Consider the following 19,836-nt stretch of genomic DNA (forward strand, 5'->3'; position numbering starts at 1 on the left):
CAGCGATAATCAATGCCGTTACTGAAAATCGAACACACTCAGACCGGCCGCCATTTCATCGAGGCCAAGCGGGCGCGTGACCGGCGGTTCGGCTCTCGCCAGACAGCCCTGCCGTTCGCATAGGCGGCAGGCAGGGCCAATCATGACCTGATTGCTACCCAGCGCCTTCCCATAGACCACCTCGTCGCGATGGGAGATATCGCAGCCGATCAGAAGTGCGGTGCGGCGCACCCTTTCGCCGAATTCGGCCCGCGGCCCCTCGATCGTTCGCGATATGGTCAGAAAGCCGGCCCCGTCAGGCATTTGGGCAGCGTCCACCAATATCTGTCCGGGCTCACTGAAAGCGGCATGGATATTGAGCTTCGGACAGGCGCCGCCGAAACGGGCCTGTGGAAAGCCTTGGGCGCCAGCCTTGCGCAGACGATGGCCGGCATTATCGATCTCCGTCAGGAAAAACGGAATGCCGGATGCGCCGGGGCGTTGCAGGCTGGTCAGCCGCGTGGCGGCCTGCTCGTAAGAAACGCCGAAACGGGCACTCAGACCATCGATATCATAATGCAGTCGCTGTGCTGCCGAGAGATAGGCGCCATACGGCATCAGAAGCGCATGAGAAGCGTAGCGCGCCAGCTCGAAACGGGCGATGCGATTGGCCTCAGGCGTCGAAAGCGCGAGAGCATCGAGTTCGGCGGCGATCTCTTGACGCAGGGCCAAAAGAGAGACTTCAGTCGCAATCTCCCGGATCTGATCGAAGGGCGAAAGACGCTCCGACAGGAAAAGCCGCATCGAATGCCGGTCATAACGCCGACGCAAGCCGGGCATAGCGTGCACCGGCAAAGGGCGTACCGCGATACCATGCTCGGCCTTCAGCCATGCCTTCAATGCGCCCGCCAGGTCGTCCCCGGGCGACAGGCGTTCATGGAAGGTCTCCGCAGCATCTTCGATGCGGGCAAAGAAATTCGGACGCGACTGCAAGCGATCGTGAACCTCATCGAGCGGCAGGCGTGGTCCGGCAACCTCGGCAACCTGGCCCTCGCGGCCCAGAAGCTCGGCGAGATCGGACAACCTTGCCGCCTGCTCGCGATAGGCGCGATAAAGCCGGATCATGCCGTTTGCCGCATTCGGCGCGGCCTCGGCGAGCTCGATCAGCTCCTGATCCCCAGGGATCTCGCCTGACAGCAGTGGATCGGCAAAAACTTCACGCAATTGCCCTGCACTACCTGCCTCACCGCTCTGAAGCTCATCAAGATCGACCTTATAGACCGCCGACAGCTTCAACAGCAGTTGCACGGTCAGCGGCCGCTGGTTGCGCTCGATGAGGTTGAGATAAGACGGCGAGATATCGAGCGCCTGTGCCATCGTCGTCTGTGTCAGACCGAGGCCCATGCGGATGCGCCGAACCTTCGGGCCTGCAAAGATCTTGCGCTCAACCATGTGTCACACCTTTTACAATTCTTCGGTTCACAGAATTTTACAAGATTTACAATTTTACCAAAAACCAAAGTTAACAATAGCACATCATAACCCTTTTATCTAACGCTGTATTCCGGTTTTTCTCGCGCCCCCAGCGCAGATATTGTAAAAATAGTCGTGCAACGGAGATCGATCGAAGGATCTAGAGGAAGTACCGGGAGAATAGCATGACAGATTTTTACAAACTGGTTCCCAGCGCACCCACTGGGCGTTTCGATGGCATCGAGCGCCCCTACAAGGCCGCGGATGTGGAGCGGCTGCGCGGATCGGTCAGCATCCGCCATTCACTGGCCGAGATGGGCGCGAACCGCCTCTGGCAGCTCATCCACGAGGAGGATTTCGTCAATGCGCTCGGTGCGCTCTCGGGCAATCAGGCCATGCAGATGGTCCGCGCCGGCCTGAAGGCGATCTATCTCTCGGGATGGCAGGTTGCCGCTGACGCCAATACGGCTTCGGCCATGTACCCCGACCAATCGCTCTACCCTGCCAATGCGGGTCCGGAATTGGCCAAGCGCATCAACCGCACGCTGCAAAGAGCCGACCAGATCGAGACCGCGGAAGGCAAAGGGCTTTCCGTCGACACGTGGTTTGCTCCGATCGTCGCCGATGCCGAAGCGGGCTTCGGCGGTCCCCTCAATGCCTTCGAGATCATGAAGGCCTATATCGAGGCGGGGGCTGCGGGCGTCCACTTCGAGGATCAGCTGGCATCTGAGAAGAAATGCGGCCATCTCGGCGGCAAGGTCCTCATCCCGACGGCGGCTCATATCCGCAATCTCAACGCGGCACGGCTTGCGGCCGACGTCATGGGCGTGCCGACGCTCGTGGTTGCGCGTACCGACGCCGAGGCCGCTAAGCTTCTGACCTCGGACATCGATGAGCGCGACCAGCCTTTCGTCGACTACGACGCCGGCCGCACGGTCGAAGGCTTCTATCAGGTCAGAAACGGCATCGAGCCGTGTATTGCCCGCGCCGTCGCCTATGCACCGCATTGCGATCTCATCTGGTGCGAGACGTCGAAGCCGGATCTGGAGCAGGCGCGTAGATTTGCCGAGGGCGTGCATCAGGCCCATCCCGGCAAGCTGCTCGCTTACAATTGCTCGCCGTCCTTCAACTGGAAGAAGAACCTGGATGACGCGACGATCGCCAAGTTCCAGCGCGAACTGGGCGCCATGGGCTACAAGTTCCAGTTCATCACGCTTGCCGGCTTCCACCAGCTGAATTTCGGCATGTTCGAGCTCGCCCGCGGCTACAAGGCTCGCCAGATGGCCGCCTATTCGGAGCTGCAGCAGGCGGAATTTGCAGCCGAGGCCAATGGCTATACCGCCACCAAGCATCAGCGTGAAGTCGGCACGGGCTATTTCGATGCCGTTTCGCTGGCGATCACCGGCGGCCAGTCGTCCACCACCGCCATGCACGGATCGACGGAGCATGCCCAGTTCAAACCGGCAGCAGAGTGATATCAGGATCTTAGGAGGAGAATGACATGGCATCGATAGCACGCGTTCGCGAGAGAGCTGAGGAGCAATCTCTCACCATGAATGCCGATCAGCAGGCGGTCATCCGCATGCTGGCCAATGAGCTGCATCGCCTCAACCAGGCGGTCATGAATGCGGTCGAAGCCGGCGTTTCCGTCGAGCTCGTCCGCTCGGCCCGCCACCATGGCGGTAACGGCAATTGGGGCGACCTCTTGATCCCCGTCGTCGTCGCCAAGGCTGCGCATCAGGCTTGACGAAGATAGATACAACGATGTTCGGGCCGCGCCGTCATTAACGGCCGGCCCGACGCTCAATCCAGCCAGTTTTCGACACGGAGATCGCGGACGCGCTTAAACTCGCCGATATTAGCTGTTACCAGGACCGCCTCCAGCGCACGAGCATGGGCAGCAATCAGCAGGTCGTTTGGGCCGATGGATTTGCCAGCAACTTCCAGCTCAGCCCTAATGGCTCCGTATTCGGCATCGGCAGGGACATCGAGCGCGAGCACCGGTATGCTTCCCAGGATGGCCTCGATCTGTGCCAGCAATTTCGGCGATCCCTTTTTAGCGCAGCCGTAGCGCAACTCTGCGGCTGTAACGATGCTGACGCAAATTGCATCCGGCCCGACATCGGCGATGCGCCTGGCAACGGCGCCCTGTGGGTTTCGCGCAAGTTCGGATACGATATTCGTATCCAGCATATAGAGCCTGCTCAAAGCTCGATTTCCCTCGCTGGCAGCAAAGTATCGTCGATATCGGGAAACTGATCCTCTGGCTCGAGTGGCTCCAAACTTGCCAAAACGTCAAGCAAGCTCTTGCGGCGCACCGGCTCGATAATAAGCCGGTCTCCTTCCCGGTGGATCATCACCCGATCGCCAGGAAGTTCGAAGTCAGCTGGGATACGTACAGCCTGGCTCTTGTTGTTGCGAAACAGCTTGGCTTCTCGTGGCGGACTAGGTTCGTTATGTCGGAGATGGCGCATGCTAACCTCCCTCCTTGCATATCCATATGTATATGCAAGATAACAGACCTGATTTCAAGCCCGCTGGACCCAACGACACAAGATTACTTTTCCACGAAAGCCCTTGCTCAGGACTTCACGTCTGCGAAATCAGAGAATACCTGCTTGACGACGTCCGCAGTGGCTCCAGAGGCAACCAGGGCTGCCAGCACAACTCTCGCCTGCCCCGGTCGCAGTGTGGAGGAGTGTATTGCACCGGCCGCCGCAAGATCATGGCCGCCACCGCCACCGCCATAGCTGGAAACGAGCAAGCCTTCCGGTACGCGGCTGGAAACCACGACGGGTACGCCGACATCGGCACAGCGCCTGACAGCCTCGACCAGACGCGGATTGGCATTGCCGGAACCGAGGGCAGCCAGAACGATGCCATGGGCGTCTGCCCTCAGGCTTGCATCCACATGCACCGAGTCACAGCCAGGGTAGATTGCGACGACATCAATCCTCACGTTATCGAGCGCCGCCGCAAGCCGCGGACTTGGCGGATTTTCGAGCGGCCGCGATTGACGGAACGCATCAGCACTATCCGAAGAATGCTTATAGAGGCCCCAAGCCGGCAGCAGGCGGCCGCCGAAACAGACGAGCACGCCACGCCTCGCGTTTGCAGGATCGACGGCTGCGGCAACGGCAGCAGCAAGGTTGGCCGGCCCGTCGGCCATGGGGTGATCTGCGGTAAATTGCGCGCCGGTAAATACGACGGGCTTGCTCAGGCAGTGCTGCAGATGGACGAGCAACGCCGTCTCTTCCATAGCGTCCGTGCCATGCAGGATGACGATGCCGTTGATGGCGTCATCGGCAAGCAATTCGCCGACCTTGTCGCTGATCCCCTGCATATCGGCGAGCGTCAGGCTCGCCGAATCCTTTGCCATCAGCTCGACGGGCCTGAGATCGACAGGCATGTCCGGGAGCAGTGCCAACAGGCTCTCTCCCGTCCGCGACGGTATGCTGGCGCCGCTATCGGTGCGCTCGCTCGCAATGGTGCCGCCGGTGGCAATGACTGCCACCAGCGGATTGACTTGCCCAGCCGTCACGATTGGCCCCGCTCGGCTGCCAGCCGATAGATTCGATCCCGCAACAGGTACCAGCCGATCACAAGAGCCGGCGCGATCAGGATCAGTGAGGCGATCGTCCACGTGCCCACCGGATAATCGAGCGCCATCAGCACCAGCACCGCAAACAGGAAGACGAGCGTCAGGATGCCGGTATAGGGCGCACCGAACATGCGGAAATCCGGCCGGGCCATCTCGCCCCGTTGCGACAACTTCCAGAGCTTCAGCTGGCACAATACAATCACGCCCCAGGCCGAGATGATGCCGAGTGCCGAGATATTGAGGGCAATCTCGAAAGCGGCCGACGGAACGACGGCGTTCAGCGCCACGCCGATGACGGTCACGACGGCCGTCACCGCAATGCCGCCATAGGGGACGCCTGCCTTGTTCATCTTGGCCAGCGCGGCCGGTGCCGAGCCCGAAACCGCCATCGAATGCAGGATGCGGCCGGTGGAGTAGAGGCCGGCATTGAGTGAGGACAGCACGGCCGTCAGCACGACGAGGTTCATGATGATATCGGCGCCTTGAATACCGATCGTCCCGAAGAAGGTGACGAACGGGCTCTCGCCTGCCTTGTAGGCCGTATAGGGCAGAAGCAGCGACAGAAGCAGGACCGAGCCGACATAGAAGACCAACAGGCGGGCGACCACCGTGCGGATCGCGCCAGGCATGACCTTGCGCGGATCTTCTGTTTCACCCGCAGTCGTGCCGATCAGCTCGATCGACGCATAGGCAAAGACCACGCCTTGTATGATGACGAAGGCGGGCAAGATGCCATTGGGGAAGAAACCGCCGCTATCGCTGATGATACTGAAGCCCGCCGAATGACCGGCAATCGGCGTGCCGGAAACGACGAAATAGATGCCGATGACGAGGAAGCTGACCAGCGCCAGAACCTTCACCAGACTGAACCAGAATTCGAGTTCGCCGAAGACCTTCACCGACAGGAGGTTCATGGCCAGCACGACCATCAGCGCGATCAGCGCGAAGACCCATTGATCGATGCCCGCAAGCCAGGGCACGTAATGCTTGAAGAAATTCATGTAGAGGGCGACAGCCGTCACATCGGCAACCGAGGTCATGGCCCAGTTCAGCCAGTACATCCAGCCGACGGCAAAGGCCATCTTCTCACCATAGAACTCGCGGGCATAAGAAACGAAAGAGCCGGAGCTCGGGCGGTGCATAATAAGTTCGCCGAGCGCGCGCAGCACCAAAAAGGCAAAGAAGCCGCAGAGCGCGTAGACGAAGATGAGCGCTGGCCCGGCTGTGGCAAGGCGTCCGCCCGCACCGAGGAAGAGACCGGTGCCGATTGCGCCACCGATCGCGATCATCTGGATCTGCCGTGGCTTCAACGCCTTGTGGTAGCCAAGATCCTCATTGACCGGCGGCCGGCGATCCGCCGGAATATTCTGAATAGGTTCGACTGACATTGCTCCTCCCTCGAGCCGTTTGTCCATGGGCGGATCCGGGGTGCTGATTTCGCACCCGACCGGATGCCGCTGCCTTAATCTGGTCGCCGATCAAGTCTAGTGATCGCCGGTCATGCTGTAATGCTGTATGACAGATTTTCTCTTAGACATAGAAAAGTCCGCAGGTCAAGCCGGGCAGCACTTATTGACGCGGCAGGAGCGAACGGATAACAGATTTCAAAATCTGTCATACAGCTTGACAGATATAGCTTGATTTCGACCATAGGAGGATAATGTGGTCAAGACGCGAAGCGAGTATGACCTGCTGGGCGAAAAGGATATTCCGGCTGAGGTTTATTGGGGGGTACATACGGCAAGAGCCGTCGAGAATTTCCAGGTCACGGGAACGCCGATCGGCCGCTATGCACATCTCATTCGAGGCCTAGCCTTCGTCAAGGAAGCAGCGGCTCTTGCCAATCACGAACTTGGCTTGCTCAGCAAGGAAAGGCTCGACGCCATCGTGCGCGCCTGCCGCGAAATCCGCGCCGGCGAGCTTCACGACCAGTTCGTCGTCGATGTGATTCAAGGCGGCGCCGGCACTTCCACCAATATGAACGCCAATGAGGTCATCGCCAACCGCGCGCTCGAACTGCTCGGCCATGCCAAGGGTGACTATGCCCACCTTCATCCGAACGACCACGTCAATCTCAGCCAGTCCACCAACGATGCTTATCCGACAGCCGTCAATGTCGCGCTGATCGAAGCGATCGACAATCTGGCGGCGGCAATGGAGACGCTGCAGCAAGCCTTCGAACGCAAGGCCAAGGAATTCGATGGCATTCTGAAGATCGGCCGCACGCAGCTACAGGATGCCGTGCCGATGACGCTCGGCCAGGAATTCAGGACCTTTGCCGTCATGCTTGGGGAAGATCGATCCCGCTTGATCGAATCGGCAGCCCTTCTGCATGAGGTCAATCTCGGCGCCACCGCCATCGGCACCGGGCTCAATGCGCCAGTCGGCTATGCCGCCCTTGCCTGTTCCCACCTCGCCCGACTGACGGGCCGCCCGCTGGTCACCGCAAGCGACCTCATCGAAGCAACGCAGGACCCTGGCGCCTTCGTCCATCTCTCCGGTGTACTCAAGCGCGTCGCAGTCAAGCTATCCAAGACCTGCAACGACCTGCGCCTTCTATCATCCGGCCCTCGCGCCGGCATCGGCGAGATCACGCTGCCGGCCATGCAGGCGGGTTCGAGCATCATGCCCGGCAAGGTCAATCCGGTGATCCCGGAAATGGTCAACCAGGTGGCGTTCTCCGTCATCGGCAACGACATCACCGTGACCATGGCGGCGGAAGCAGGCCAACTGCAGCTCAATGCCTTCGAGCCGATCATCGTGCGCTCGCTGTCGGAGAGCATCATGCATCTGACCGCCGCCTGCCATATCCTAGCCGAACGCTGCGTTGACGGCATCACGGCCAATCCGGCTCTGATGGCACAACGCCTGCAGGAATCGATCGGCCTTGCGACAGCGCTCAATCCTTTGATCGGCTACCAGGCGGCGACCAAAGTCGCTCGCGAGGCGCTGGCAACAGGACGCACAGTGCCGGAAATCGTGCTGGATCATGGATATCTGACCGCGGAAGAGCTTTTCGAGGCGCTACGGCCGGAACGGCTCGCCAACCTGCCTGTTGCTCTTAATGAGGCTGTTGCCCCTCGCCAATGATCGTGGTCACCACGCGCTTGACCTGACCGAGATGGGCCTCCATCGCCGCGATGGCCTCCTCCTCCGACGCCGCCGCAATCGCCTCGACGATGCGGCGGTGCTCGACATTCGAGGCCACGCGGCGCTGCGCCATCATGTTGACCAGCTCCGATTGGCGCATCAGCGCGTCGCGGGCGTCGGAAACGATTTTGGCAAAGACGGCATTTCCAGAGGATTCGGCAATCATGGAATGGAATTCCGAGTCCAGAGTTACCCACTTCAATGGGTCTTCTTCTCGATCCATCTCATCACAAAGTTCAAGCAGGCGCGCCAGCTGCTGTTCCGTACGCCGTAGCGCCGCCCAGCCTGCGGCCGGGACCTCGATGAACGGACGCGCCTCGATCAGGTCGCGAGCGGAATAACCGCCATAACGGAGCTCCGGACCGGGAGTGGAGGTCAGAACGTAGGTACCACTTCCGGTGCGCGTCTGGGTGAGGCCGAGCGTCTGAAGCGAGCGGAGCGCTTCGCGGATGATCGGACGGCTGACACCATAACGCGTCGCAAGCTGCGACTCGGCGGGCAGCCGTGTCCCGACCGCCAACCGTCCCGATGTTATTGCCGAACGAATATCCTCAAACACTGCCTCGGCAGCGTTTTTCCGACTGATCGGACTTGTATAAGATAACCAATCAGCCACCTCACTCATAACAGTCAAACTTCACAAACATTCTTCGCTTGTCAAGCGATCGCACCCCGAATTGGTGCATGTCTCTCCGGCTGAAAGCCCGCCGAAAGGACTGGCATTATGTGGAGAATGTCACCGACGATAACTCGTGCTTGATGTCTCCTTCATGGCAATATAAAGAAATCCTTATTCCTTTATATCGGAGCTGGACGTGCCCTTACCCCTCTTCGCCTTGTTTCTGGCTGCGTTTGCTTTCGGCACGACCGAGTTTGTCATCGCCGGCATCCTTCCGGACGTAGCTCAGGGTCTGGATATCTCGATTCCCTTTGCCGGCTATCTGGTTTCCGGCTATGCGCTGGGGATTGCACTCGGCGGGCCGCTCCTGACCATGGCGACACGACAGATTTCGCGCCGAACCATTCTGATCGCTCTGACGATCGCCTTTTGCCTGGGTCAGATCGCCTGCGCGCTTGCACCTGACTTCGCCGCCATGCTCCTCTTCCGTGTTGCGACTGCCGTCGCCCACGGCGCCTATTTCGGCATTGCCATGGTGGTTGCCGTCGGCCTCGTTCCGCAAGCGTTTCGAGGGCGTGCAGTCTCCGTGATCCTCGCAGGCCTGACGGTCTCCAATATTGTCGGCGTTCCTCTGGGCGCGGCAATCGGTGGATTGTGGGGATGGCGAATGACGTTTTGGGCAATGACCTTGGTCGGTGTCCTCGCATTGGTCGCAATATGGGTCTTGATCCCGCAGACGAAGGCGGAATCCCAGCAATCTGGTCATTTGAGCGGCGAAGTCCGCGTGCTCGGCCGCCAGCAGGTCTGGACGTCCCTCATCATGATGCTCGCATTGATGATCGGACAAATGGTGCCGTTCACCTACATAACGCCGCTTTTGCGGGAGGTGACAGGCCTTGACGCCATGCTTATTCCCTGGGTTCTTCTGCTCAATGGCGTCGGAGCGACATTGGGTGTTGTGATCGGTGGCAGGCTGTCGGACTGGAAGCTGATGCCCTCACTTATCGCGATGCTTGCCATCCAGTCCGCGATACTCGTCATTCTCTACCTGGTCAGCCCCTACCCCATACCGATGAGCGTGGCGATCTTCGTTTGGGGCGCGCTCAATTTTGCAATCGGCACCCCTATCCAGGCTCGCATCCTGATGTGGACCGCCGATGCGCCGGGCCTTGCCTCCTCGCTCATTCCGTCAGGGTTCAATATCGGCATTGCGATCGCAGCCAGTGTCGGTGCGGCGCTGCTCGAGAGCGGCTATGGCTATCGCAGCTTGCCAGTGCTTGGCGCGATCACGCTTGCCTTGGCCTGCGTGGTTGCCATCCTCTCCGCAGCGCGCGAAAGGCGCAGCGGCGCCGTTCCTCCCAATGCGGCCCTCACGTAATTTCTATTGGAAGACGGCGGCCCTTAACCCAGGCCGCCAGCGCGCAAATCAGGCAATCAGCCCTTTCATGGGCAGGACATGATCGGAGCCCGGAAAGACATCGCGCGTCAACAGGGTCGGTGACGCCCCAAGCAGATCGACCGCGATCCCCTTGACCACAGCACGCAGATCCGTCGTTGCGGCAAGGTCACGGCCGTCGCGCAGTTGCGCCTGTTTAAGACCGGGCCAGTCGGCGATCACGCGGCCGCCCGTGATCGCGCCGCCGGCGAGAAAGGCCGCCGTTCCGGTGCCGTGGTCGGTGCCCTGGGTACCATTGACCTGCGCAGTGCGGCCGAATTCGGTTGCGACAAGAATGGCCGTATCTTTCCAGGCCGGACCAAGCTCCTGCTGGAAGGCGGCAAACGAATTATCGAGCCCGACGAGCAGCTTGTTCAGCCGATCGACCTCTCCGGCATGAGTATCCCATCCTTCGAAAGCCAGTGCTGCAACGCGCGGGCCATCGTCTTGAGCCAGCAGGCGCGCGGCCCCTCTCGCCATCTGTTCCATGCCGGTAGGATCGCCGGGACCTCCCTTCGCCTTGACATCAAGGCCGGCGGCGATCTTGCCGGTTGAAATGCCTTCAGCAAGGATTTTCGCAAAGAGCGGGTCGGTGTGGTTGTAGAGATCCATCAGCCGCGGCGGCAGGTCGTCGCTCACCGGCTGGAGGGTTGATGGCGACCAGCCGAGTACTGGCGCCTTGCCGCGAATGACGAGTGGCGCATTGGCTCCGACCGAGAGACCTCGGATCTCCGAAACTCCCGGTGAAACCTTGTCACCCTTCGGCAGTCCTTCGAGCATCCGGTTCAGCCATCCGGATTCGACGCGGCCGGGCATTTCGTAACCGGACTCCAGCACGTCCTGACCATCGAAATGCGACCGGTCGCGATAGGGCGTCGCACTGGCATGCACGACGGCCGCCTGCCCCGCGCGATAGAGCCGATTGAAATTCGGCATCGACGGATGCAGCGCAAAGAAGCTGTCGAGCGGAAGAGCCGCCTCAGGGCCGCTCGTCGTCATGGCGATCGACTGCCGCAGGGCCTGATAATCGGGATCGCCAACGGGTGGGACAGCCGTCAGACCGTCAAGCGCACCGCGCAGGATGATGGTGATGAAGCGCGGGTCCCGTCCGCCGGCGGCGTGAGCGAAGCGCGGGATGAAGGCCCAGGCAAACAAGGCGCCGGAGGCGCCAAGCACGGCACGACGGGTGGGGGTCATGAGTTCGCAGGTCATGGTCAGCGCCTTTGAAATTCGGGGGAAAGATAAGCGATCATCAGGCCCTGCTTGCGGGTTTCCGCGCGCGATACCGCCTGCAGCGTTTCATTCGAAAGAAGCGGCCCCAGGCTGTCGGACACGAAACTGCGAGGATCGACCTGAGGCGGCACCGCATTCGCGATCATATTGGCGACATCCATGCGCATGCTGAGGCTCTCGCTGGAGGCCCAGACATCGACGGTATCGGCAAAACCGTTGGGGCCGGCCGGCGCCCAGAAGGGCTGCCCCATCGCGGTCAAGGCGCCGAGGATGACATTCGGCTTCGGCGTCTCGCCGCTTGCCCGCAAGAGCGCGGTCATGAATTCGATTGGCGAGCGAACTTTCGACAGGGTCGGGTTCCATGCATCCTCGGAGCCGACGAGCGCCCGATAGACGGCGGAAAGATCGCCATCCGTCTTGCTGAAGGTCGCCGCAACGGTTTGCACAAGTCCTGGTGGCGGCGTATCGGCGACGAAATGCCGGACAAGCTTGGTGGCGATATGCTGCGCTGTTGCCGGATGGCGGGCGAGATCGCGCAGCGCTTCCCGCCCCTGCCCCACGCCATTGTCGGCATAGGTGAGACCGAGCAGCGTCTGATCGCCGGGCTCGTGGGCACCGGCATTGAAGACGAAGGTGCCGGGTGTCCCGAGCTTGCCCTCGGCGCGCGCCACCGTCCAGCCTGTGATGATCTTGGCGAGCGTCGTCACGTCGGCCTGCGTGTAGCCGCCGTTGACACCAAGCGTGTGGAGCTCCAGCGTTTCCCGGGCAAGGTTTTCATTGAGACCACGTTTCTTGTTGGCATTGGCCTTGGAATTCGGCCCGATCGATTGCTGGTTGTCGAGATAACCGAGCATAGCCGGATGGGTCTCGACAGCGACCAGCATGTCGGCGAAGCGCCCGAAGACATGCGGTCGGATCGCCTCGCGCTCGAAGGCGCCGGCAATCATATGCACCTCCTCGCTCTTCGACACGGCGACAGCGAAATGGTTTGCCCAGAACATGGCAAGCCGCTCGCCAAAGCCGATCAATGGCTGCCGGATCGTGCCGTTGAAGCGGGCATCCACTTCGGCCAGCAGGACCTGCTGCGGAAGGTAGGGCATTGCGGGCTTTTCCAACTTCTCGACTGCCTTGCCGATGACAGCCGCCATGGCCTGGTTACTCGGCTGGACCTGATTGTTCGGCTGCCCTGCCGTGGCGCCGGAAGGCTGTAGCTGCGGCTTCTGCGGCGGCTGCGGGCCTTGTATCTGCTTGTCCTGCGGCACGGCGGCGACAGCGGCTGCGGCCTGCTGTCTGGCCTCCTTGCGCTGTTCCTGGAATGCGTAGAGAGAAACGAGAAGATCGGCCGTCGATTGCAGCTGCGGCCCGACCGGAACCGGGACGAAGCGCTCGGTGACTTCTTCCAGCAACGCGCCGCGCGGATCCGATGCGATCGAAGCGGTGCCGTTGTGGTCCGCCCCTAACCCAAAACGGGAAAGAGCGAGCGCGGCATAAACATCATTGGACTGCTGGGCCATGGCCTTGCCAACTCCTGCATCAAACATGCTCCTTTAACGCAGGCCTGGTTTCGATCCGTCGCTCGGCAAGTATGATCATTTTGTGGCAGCGGCTTTAGGCATGCTGCGGCGGACCAGGCTTTCCGCCAGCGCCCGACGCTCGTCGTAGGAAAGCCCTGCCGCAAAATCGACGGCACGCTGCTCCAGCTTCGCCCTCAAGGCGATATCGGCATCGCGCGCCCTCGCCAACGCGGCCGAGAGCGCCTCTTTATCCAACGTCGGCTGCCCAAGAATGGAGGCGGCGTCGACCTTGGCCTGCTGTGCCTCGAGAATGATCTGACGTTCGTCCTTGCGGGCTTCGTTGAGCGCAGCCCGCAGAGCCTTCTTCTGCGCCGAAGGCAATTGCTCGCCGGCGAGCGGCATCATTCCGGCCCGCGCCTGCGTCTTGCGGATCCATGTCAGCCCGCCACCGGCCAACGCTCCGACCAGGAACGTATTCAGCACCAAAAGAAAAATGACCACTATTCGAAAGCTGCGTTCCGTCATTGGCTGTCCTGCTGTGCTGCACCCGCGTCCGGCCCTATATCGCCGAACATGGTTGCGGTTCCGTCGGAGACGACTGAGGTATCGGACGTCAAGCTCGGGGCCAGGACGGCGATGGCGATGCTGCCGGCAAGCGCGCCGGCTATGCCGACACCCACGAGGCCGATGCCGGCCGAGCCGAAGCGGAACCAGTTTCTTATCGTCAGGCGGCGAACGAGCTTTGCGAGAATTCGCTCTTCAAGGCCGGCGTGGCGAGGCTTGACGACGTAGGTATCGAGCAACGCATCCAGATCGGCCCCGCGCGCAAGCGTTTCGGCGGCGGTGGAGCTCTTGGCAAAATCCCGAGCGGCCGCCCGCTCAGCCTGCGGCCATCGGCCGATATCGCCGCCATAGGCCGCGGTCAGCGCTTCAAAGCGATCGGCATTCATCGGACCCGCGATATTCTCAACCATCGCCCTCATCCTTCAACAAAAGCGCCTGCAAGGAGCGCCGTCCACGCGCAAGCAGGCTTTCCAGTGCGTCGACGCTGACGTCCATGATCTCAGCTGCCTCGGCATTCGACAGCGCCTGATAGTAAACCAGAATGATCGCTTCGCGCTGCCTGGGCGCGATCATCTGCATGGCCCGTTCCACGCGCCTGGACGGATCGTCCTCGCTCATCAAGCCCGCATCCGGCGTCGGCCCTTCATACTCGACATCGGGTGGATGCTCGGCAAGAACGTCCTTGCGACGCCGCAGGCGATCATAACAAAGGTTGGTCGCTACGCGGTGCACCCAGGTGCTGAAGCGGGCATTGCCCTGGCGCCAGCCGCCGGCATTGCGCCAGACGCGCAGGAATGTTTCCTGCGCCACATCCTCGGCCTCGGTCGCATCACCAAGCATGCGGGTTGCCACAGCAACGATGCGCGGCAACTGCCGTGTTATCATCATGCGCATCGCCGGAACATCGCCCGCAGCGATGCGACCGAGCAGGTCCTCATCAGGGTCGCCACTCTTGGGCGCGCGATCCCACTTCATCGACAATCGCTACCGCTCCAGTTTCCTGCGATACCGCCATGACACCGGGGCCTCGGGACTCTCGGCCGGCAAATCCCGCCTCGCCGTCAACTTCGGCAAGCGGCGCCACTTAGATCGCAGCATCTCGGTCAGCGTATCATCCTTCGACATCAAACACAGGCTCACAAGGATTGAACGCCGCACTTGCCGAATTCCGTCGCTTTCATGTCGAAGGTTTTCGAATTTTCTTTTCGAGCCCCAAAGGCATCTATCGGGTAAAATATCAGGCAAAAACAAAGAGCCGGCTCACCCGGAGGCGGGAGTTTCAACCTTCCCTGCCCGGGCTTGCCGGCACTTCGCATGATGAAATGCGAAAGTTCAGGCTCGATCAGAGCGTCAATAAGTCGCTCGTCGTCAGATCCTGTTCACTGTTCGCGTAGAAGCTTCCGAAATCCGGCATCTGCGGTTGCTGCGCCTTCATGGCCTGCTCGAGCTGGCTCTGCGTCAAGGATTCGGAGCCCGACGTGTCGAGGCTCTTGAACAGCGATGTTGCCTGGTCTTCGCTTACATCGGAAGGACGGGCGGCCACGAATTCGGATTCGCTGACGCTGCCGTCGCCGTCCGTGTCCATGGAGGAAAATGCGGCGGAGAGATCGTCCTCGCTCATCTGCCCGCCGCCCGGTGCGGGACGGCCGTGATGGCCTGCCTGCATGGCTTTTGCGAGCTGCGCCTCGGTGAGAGAACCTGTATTGTCGGTGTCGAAGCTCTGGAACAATTGTTGCGCCTGGGTTTCGCTGACGTCCGACGGGCGTGCGGCCACGAATTCCGCTTCGCTGATATTGCCGTCGCCATTGGTGTCCATAGCGCTGATCATGTCGCTTTGGCTGCCATCCTGGCTGCCGGTTGCGGAAGTCTGCTGAGTACTTGACGTCGAACTGGTGGAGTTGCTGTCGGAATCCGATGTCGAACTATCGCTGCCGATGCCGGCCTGCAGATTGAGAATCATGTTCATCAGCTGCGCGACGAGCTGTTCTGCCGAAGCGATCTGAGACTGATCGTCCGAAGACGAAGAGGAATTCGTGCCGGAAGAACTGCCCGACGAATTACCGGAGGAGCTGTCGGACAGCAGGGATGCGATAGAATCGTCAGCCGTCGACGCTGTCGAGCGCGAGGTCTGGTATTGATAATAATTGCTCGATGAGATCGAGTAGATGCTCGTCATTGGGGGCCTCCAGATACGAGCGTTGAGAGGAACTCAGATGGCTTATGCATACGCGACTTGAACACAATCGATATGTGCGGATGGACTTGCGAACGCCGCCGATCAAACGCATCTAGCGCTCCAACTTGACCGATGCATCTTTTCCAGAGCAGGCGTACCCGGGATCACCCCAGCAATATGTATGTCGCCATCATGGCTATATCGGCATCTGCACATTTCGATTTTCACTTCCCAACGCGGGGAAATTGCACAAGGAAACTTGCGCGTGGCTTATAGACGCTTGACGAAAACATCCTGTTGCGATTTCCTTCCTCGATTTTTAGGGAATATATAAATTCCGCCACTCTGTTGCGCATTGCTGGTATATGGGCTCCAGCACTGAGCGGCATTGATGGATAAAGAATATCAAGAAGAGGGGCACAGCTTGAACATCGGTTTCTGTGGAGAGGTGAATGAGGCGAACTAAGGAGGAGGCGGCGGAAACGAGGAGCGAGATTTTGCAGTCTGCAAAGGCTTTGTTCCTCGACAAAGGCTACGAGAATGTCAGCCTGGAAGAGATAGCCGCAGCCGCTGGGGTCACGCGGGGGGCAGTACACTGGCATTTCAAGAACAAGCAGGGGTTGATGTTCGCGATTCGCGACGAGGCCCAGCAACCGTTTCAGGAATTGGCGGAGCGAATGTCCAAGGAGCTGCCGCCCAATCCACTCGACCTCATTGCCGATACGATAGCTGCGATATTCGACGACGTTCACGGTGATCCGCGCAAGCGCAGCATGTTGAAGGTGATGATGCATCTCGACATGGCATTTTGCGACGGGACGACAAGCCGGGCGAGCTCGTTCCGGCATGACATGCATGAAAATTTCGAACGCATTTTCACCCTGATGGATGAAAAGACGAAGCTTCCGGCTCCGTGGACGCCGGATACGGCTGCTTCCGCTCTGACAGCGGTCATCGGCGGCCTGATCACCGAATGGACGCTCGACCGGGGCAGTTTCGAACTGGTCCCGTGTGGACAGATGTTCATAAGGATGGTGCTGAAGACCTGGTTCCCGCTGGCACAGACGCAGGAACTGGCAATTACCGCGATGTGACGATATCGGAAAAAGCAGACAGCGGTTTTCCCTTCTGAAGTGAAGAGAACCAACGATAACGGCCTTAAGCTTCTGCTGGGCGCTAAATCGGTTGCCAAAAGCTGGAAATAAAAAAGGATCCGGAGGGAAAGCCAGATCCTTTGCTTTGATCGGAGGTCAACCGATCGATGGAAGAAGCCTGACGGATTGGAACGTCAGGCTTCTCATACCCAGCGCTAAGCCGGGTAATTCAATATTAGAAGCTACGCTCGAAGCGCAGGATACCAGCCCACTGATCCTGGTTCACAGAATCGAAGTTGGTGTAGGAGACTTCCGGCTCGATGAGCAGGTTCTTGACCGGGTTCCACTTGACGTTCGTGGTCGCGGCGAAGATCTTCGAGTCGGTGTAGGCGAGCTGGAGGTTCCACTTCAGCTTTTCGTTGATCGGAACGCCAACGCCGCCCCAAACAGCCCAGTCACCCCAGCCGCACTTCGATGCATCGTTAGCCGGGCAAGCCGAACGATCGAGGTTGGTGCCGGCGTACTTGTTCAGCTTGTCGCCGTCCGTGTTCCAGCCGCCCATCAAGAAGGCCGAGAAGGTACCGAAGTCGGCATCGACACGAGCCTTGATGGCGCCTTCTTCGACGATGGAGTCATAACCGCCGACGACCTTGAAGCCCCATGCGCCGGACTTGAAGCCAGCACCGGCAACGACGTCAGGAGCGTAGTGGTTGCCCTTGTCGTCAGACCACCAGCTTGAGCCGTAGGAGGCGCCGGAGCCGCTGGAGTTCGAGTCTTCAACCGAGACGACAGCCGTGAAGCCGTTGCCGGCATCGTAGGTGTAGGTCAACTGGTTGAGTTCGTACGGACCGTCATAGATCACGTCGTCGTTGATGACGTCGCCGGCGTAGCCGATGTAGTAGTTATACTGCGAATCGGCCTTACCGACCAGGAAACCGCCGAGGCTGATGTTGGCGAACAGCAGCTTGGTTGAGGTCGAGTTGCCGTCGTTCCAGTCCCAACGGATGACCGTGTTGGTCTTCAGCGGGCCGTACTCGGTGTCGGTCGCGGTGTCGAGGCTCAGCTCGGCGCGGGTATGCCAAAGCGTACCGTTCTTGCTGTTCGGGTTGTAGGCATCGTACCATTCGCCTTCGGTACGGACGCGGCCGCCGATCTTGAGGCAGGTTTCCGTGCCCGGAATGAAGAAGTAGCCAGCACCGTATGCGTCGCAGATGCGAACGTATTCCAGCGGCTCCGGCTCAGCGGCGACGATCGCGTCTGCTGCGTGGGCACCGGATACTGCTGCCAGAGCAGCAGCGGAGCCGAGAAGAAGGCTCTTGATGTTCATTTTAAACTCCTGGTTGTATTATGCACTTCTATTTTACCGCGAGCGTAGAACTGGAACACTGCCCTGGGGATCGGTTTGGTCTAAACACGACCGGGCAGCCCGGCAAATACGCACCTGATGTTGGCTTGAGTCCCCTCGAACCTTCATGATTACCCCCGCGGTAAAAGGTTTTGAAATGCCTCTACCGATCCGGCCGATTGCTCGACCGTAAGACAACTTATGTCCTGTATTGGATTTACAAACAGCCCGTATGTTTGTCAATTATATGAAGGGCGCTGGGACGTTAGTCTTGGCCTCTGTTGCTTAAATGCAACTGGCGACCGCAGGTCATGGCGGCACCGGCAGAGATCGCAAAGATGTCCCTGTTCACGAGAACGCCTGCCAGTCAGGGCCGTCACCGCATTTAAGGCCACCGCGATGTCGGCGGTCGATGACGACCGTGGCTGCCCGATCTGGTCATGATATGGCCATCGGGAATTCCACGGCACAATGACCGGTCGGTTTGAGCAAAGATCAGCAATGAAATTCAATAATTCGCTACACACAGAAATATTGAATTTTCCTAGATTCCGGCGACTCGCGCCATCGGAGAGGGAAAATCGCGAATGAATGAGAACCGGCTGATCTTCATAGCGACCCCCTGCTTCGGCGGCCTCGTTACCAAGGACTACATGCAGTCCATTTTCTCACTGATGCAGACGGGAGCGCACGCGGGCATACAGCTGACGCTGGCTCTGCTCGGCAATGACGCCCTGATTACCCGCAGCCGAAACACGCTTGTCTCGTCCTTCTTGAACGATACAACGGCGACCCATATGCTCTTCATCGACGCCGACATCAGCTTCGAGCCCGATCAGGTCATGAGACTTCTGGAAGCCGATAAGGATGTGGTCGCCGCCATGTATCCGATCAAGGATTATGATTGGCAGACGGCGGCCCGCATCAATTCAGCAGACGGCGAAACACTTGCGGCGGCCGCACTTCACTATGTCGGTACACCACTTATCGGCCAGGTTGCAGAGCGTGATGGCGATTTCGTCAGCGCCATCTATGCAGGTACGGGCATGCTTTTGATCAAGCGCAACGTCATAGAAAGAATGATCGCGGCCTATCCGGAGCTGCGCTACAACGCAATCCACGCCTATCCCAGCACCAAACGCTCGCCCAGCACCCAATACGCCCTGTTTGAATGCATGGTCGAGGAGGGAACGGGGATCTATCTCAGCGAGGACTTCGCCTTCTGTCACCGCTGGCGCGCACTCGGCGGCAAGATCTGGCTCGATACCGCGAGCAAGCTGTCCCATACCGGCCCCCATCGCTTCGTCGGCAATACCACACCACGTTACTAAGGAGCGACAAGTCCGCACGATGATCTGCGCGATAAAGTTGCAGTTCGATGGGCGCGGCAATGGTCAATCTCCCGAAAAATGCGACCGCCGCTGCGGGGTTGACAGAGGACAAGAGTAAGGCATAGCCTTTTGACATTCACCAGGGGGGTCCCGGCAAGGGGCTGAGATACTGCTGAACAATACGGCTCTGCCGGTTGTGGGCGCAGTGACCCGTTGAACCTGATCCAGTTCATACTGGCGTAGGGACGGTGCAAGCGCTCGAGGCTTCGGATTCCCGCCTGGATTCCATGCCGGCGTCTTTTCATCATTCCGGCTGATTGAC

The 19,836-nt window shown here is 59.8% G+C and carries 19 protein-coding genes and 1 riboswitch; of the genes, 6 read left to right on the plus strand and 13 right to left on the minus strand.

Features of this window, described 5'->3' with window-relative positions; translation table 11 throughout:
- Positions 1 to 18 precede the first annotated feature (18 nt).
- Entirely contained in the window at positions 19 to 1,431 is a 1,413-nt protein-coding gene (locus AC13RC_RS15800; RefSeq protein ID WP_488557715.1) for a helix-turn-helix domain-containing protein, read from the minus strand.
- A 206-nt stretch (positions 1,432 to 1,637) separates the two neighbouring features.
- On the opposite strand from AC13RC_RS15800, the gene aceA reads away from it, so the two are divergent.
- Together aceA and AC13RC_RS15810 are read left to right on the plus strand one after the other, a co-directional pair.
- The gene (gene aceA / locus AC13RC_RS15805; RefSeq protein ID WP_488557716.1) at positions 1,638 to 2,927 is read left to right on the plus strand and encodes an isocitrate lyase; all 1,290 of its coding nucleotides are present in this window, start codon (positions 1,638 to 1,640) and stop codon (positions 2,925 to 2,927) included.
- Between the two features lie 26 nt (positions 2,928 to 2,953).
- Positions 2,954 to 3,199 (plus strand): SMc00767 family acetate metabolism repressor, encoded by a 246-nt coding sequence (locus tag AC13RC_RS15810; RefSeq protein WP_069614529.1) that lies wholly within the window; start codon positions 2,954 to 2,956, stop codon positions 3,197 to 3,199.
- A gap of 56 nt (positions 3,200 to 3,255) precedes the next feature.
- Here AC13RC_RS15810 and AC13RC_RS15815 read toward each other — a convergent pair whose 3' ends face one another.
- The 4 genes from AC13RC_RS15815 to AC13RC_RS15830 form a co-directional block, all read right to left on the minus strand.
- Positions 3,256 to 3,660 carry a PIN domain-containing protein gene (locus AC13RC_RS15815; RefSeq protein ID WP_488557717.1) on the minus strand — a complete coding sequence of 135 codons (405 nt, stop codon included), beginning with the start codon at positions 3,658 to 3,660 and terminating at the stop codon, positions 3,256 to 3,258.
- Positions 3,657 to 3,926 carry an antitoxin gene (locus AC13RC_RS15820; RefSeq protein ID WP_488557718.1) on the minus strand — a complete coding sequence of 90 codons (270 nt, stop codon included), beginning with the start codon at positions 3,924 to 3,926 and terminating at the stop codon, positions 3,657 to 3,659. Before AC13RC_RS15820 ends, AC13RC_RS15815 begins: the two co-directional genes overlap by 4 nt.
- Positions 3,927 to 4,033: 107 nt before the next feature.
- Complete coding sequence (locus tag AC13RC_RS15825) at positions 4,034 to 4,993, minus strand: asparaginase domain-containing protein (RefSeq protein ID WP_488557719.1); 960 nt, start codon at positions 4,991 to 4,993, stop codon at positions 4,034 to 4,036.
- A complete protein-coding gene (locus tag AC13RC_RS15830; RefSeq protein ID WP_488557720.1) occupies positions 4,990 to 6,441 on the minus strand; it encodes an amino acid permease in 1,452 nt (483 codons plus the stop codon). Before AC13RC_RS15830 ends, AC13RC_RS15825 begins: the two co-directional genes overlap by 4 nt.
- A 274-nt stretch (positions 6,442 to 6,715) precedes the next feature.
- On the opposite strand from AC13RC_RS15830, the gene aspA reads away from it, so the two are divergent.
- Positions 6,716 to 8,143: an aspartate ammonia-lyase gene (aspA, locus tag AC13RC_RS15835; RefSeq protein WP_488557721.1), complete on the plus strand. Its 1,428-nt coding sequence runs from the start codon at positions 6,716 to 6,718 to the stop codon at positions 8,141 to 8,143.
- Here the strand turns inward: aspA and AC13RC_RS15840 are convergent.
- The gene (locus AC13RC_RS15840) at positions 8,115 to 8,828 is read right to left on the minus strand and encodes a FadR/GntR family transcriptional regulator (RefSeq protein ID WP_488557722.1); all 714 of its coding nucleotides are present in this window, start codon (positions 8,826 to 8,828) and stop codon (positions 8,115 to 8,117) included. The two genes, aspA and AC13RC_RS15840, sit on opposite strands and share 29 nt — an antisense overlap.
- Positions 8,829 to 9,018: 190 nt before the next feature.
- Between AC13RC_RS15840 and AC13RC_RS15845 the strand changes: the two genes are divergently transcribed.
- Positions 9,019 to 10,200 carry an MFS transporter gene (locus AC13RC_RS15845; RefSeq protein WP_488557723.1) on the plus strand — a complete coding sequence of 394 codons (1,182 nt, stop codon included), beginning with the start codon at positions 9,019 to 9,021 and terminating at the stop codon, positions 10,198 to 10,200.
- 48 nt (positions 10,201 to 10,248) lie between these two features.
- Here the strand turns inward: AC13RC_RS15845 and AC13RC_RS15850 are convergent, their stop codons facing one another.
- The 6 genes from AC13RC_RS15850 to AC13RC_RS15875 form a co-directional block, all read right to left on the minus strand.
- Positions 10,249 to 11,469: a DUF1501 domain-containing protein gene (locus AC13RC_RS15850; RefSeq protein ID WP_488557724.1), complete on the minus strand. Its 1,221-nt coding sequence runs from the start codon at positions 11,467 to 11,469 to the stop codon at positions 10,249 to 10,251.
- A 2-nt stretch (positions 11,470 to 11,471) separates the two neighbouring features.
- Positions 11,472 to 13,004, minus strand: coding sequence for a DUF1800 domain-containing protein (locus tag AC13RC_RS15855; protein WP_488557725.1), 1,533 nt, complete (start codon positions 13,002 to 13,004; stop codon positions 11,472 to 11,474).
- A 75-nt stretch (positions 13,005 to 13,079) separates the two neighbouring features.
- A complete protein-coding gene (locus AC13RC_RS15860; RefSeq protein ID WP_145318214.1) occupies positions 13,080 to 13,529 on the minus strand; it encodes a periplasmic heavy metal sensor in 450 nt (149 codons plus the stop codon).
- On the minus strand, positions 13,526 to 13,978 hold the full coding sequence (locus tag AC13RC_RS15865) for a hypothetical protein (RefSeq protein WP_488557726.1): 453 nt from the start codon (positions 13,976 to 13,978) through the stop codon (positions 13,526 to 13,528). Before AC13RC_RS15865 ends, AC13RC_RS15860 begins: the two co-directional genes overlap by 4 nt.
- The gene (locus AC13RC_RS15870; RefSeq protein ID WP_145318220.1) at positions 13,971 to 14,543 is read right to left on the minus strand and encodes an RNA polymerase sigma factor; all 573 of its coding nucleotides are present in this window, start codon (positions 14,541 to 14,543) and stop codon (positions 13,971 to 13,973) included. The genes AC13RC_RS15865 and AC13RC_RS15870 overlap by 8 nt, the downstream gene beginning before the upstream one ends.
- 367 nt (positions 14,544 to 14,910) lie before the next feature.
- Positions 14,911 to 15,744, minus strand: a complete 834-nt coding sequence (locus AC13RC_RS15875; protein WP_488557727.1) for an EF-hand domain-containing protein — start codon at positions 15,742 to 15,744, stop codon at positions 14,911 to 14,913.
- A gap of 452 nt (positions 15,745 to 16,196) precedes the next feature.
- Between AC13RC_RS15875 and AC13RC_RS15880 the strand changes: the two genes are divergently transcribed.
- The gene (locus AC13RC_RS15880) at positions 16,197 to 16,838 is read left to right on the plus strand and encodes a TetR family transcriptional regulator (protein WP_113333244.1); all 642 of its coding nucleotides are present in this window, start codon (positions 16,197 to 16,199) and stop codon (positions 16,836 to 16,838) included.
- 235 nt (positions 16,839 to 17,073) lie between these two features.
- On the opposite strand, the gene AC13RC_RS15885 is transcribed toward AC13RC_RS15880, so the two are convergent.
- Positions 17,074 to 18,165, minus strand: coding sequence for a porin (locus tag AC13RC_RS15885; RefSeq protein ID WP_488557728.1), 1,092 nt, complete (start codon positions 18,163 to 18,165; stop codon positions 17,074 to 17,076).
- Positions 18,166 to 18,770: 605 nt separating this feature from the next.
- Between AC13RC_RS15885 and AC13RC_RS15890 the strand changes: the two genes are divergently transcribed.
- The gene (locus AC13RC_RS15890; protein ID WP_488557729.1) at positions 18,771 to 19,514 is read left to right on the plus strand and encodes a hypothetical protein; all 744 of its coding nucleotides are present in this window, start codon (positions 18,771 to 18,773) and stop codon (positions 19,512 to 19,514) included.
- A 131-nt stretch (positions 19,515 to 19,645) separates the two neighbouring features.
- Positions 19,646 to 19,778, plus strand: a riboswitch (TPP riboswitch).
- Positions 19,779 to 19,836 lie beyond the last annotated feature (58 nt).

It is taken from the genome of Martinezella sp. CNPSo 3890 (genome assembly GCF_057784455.1).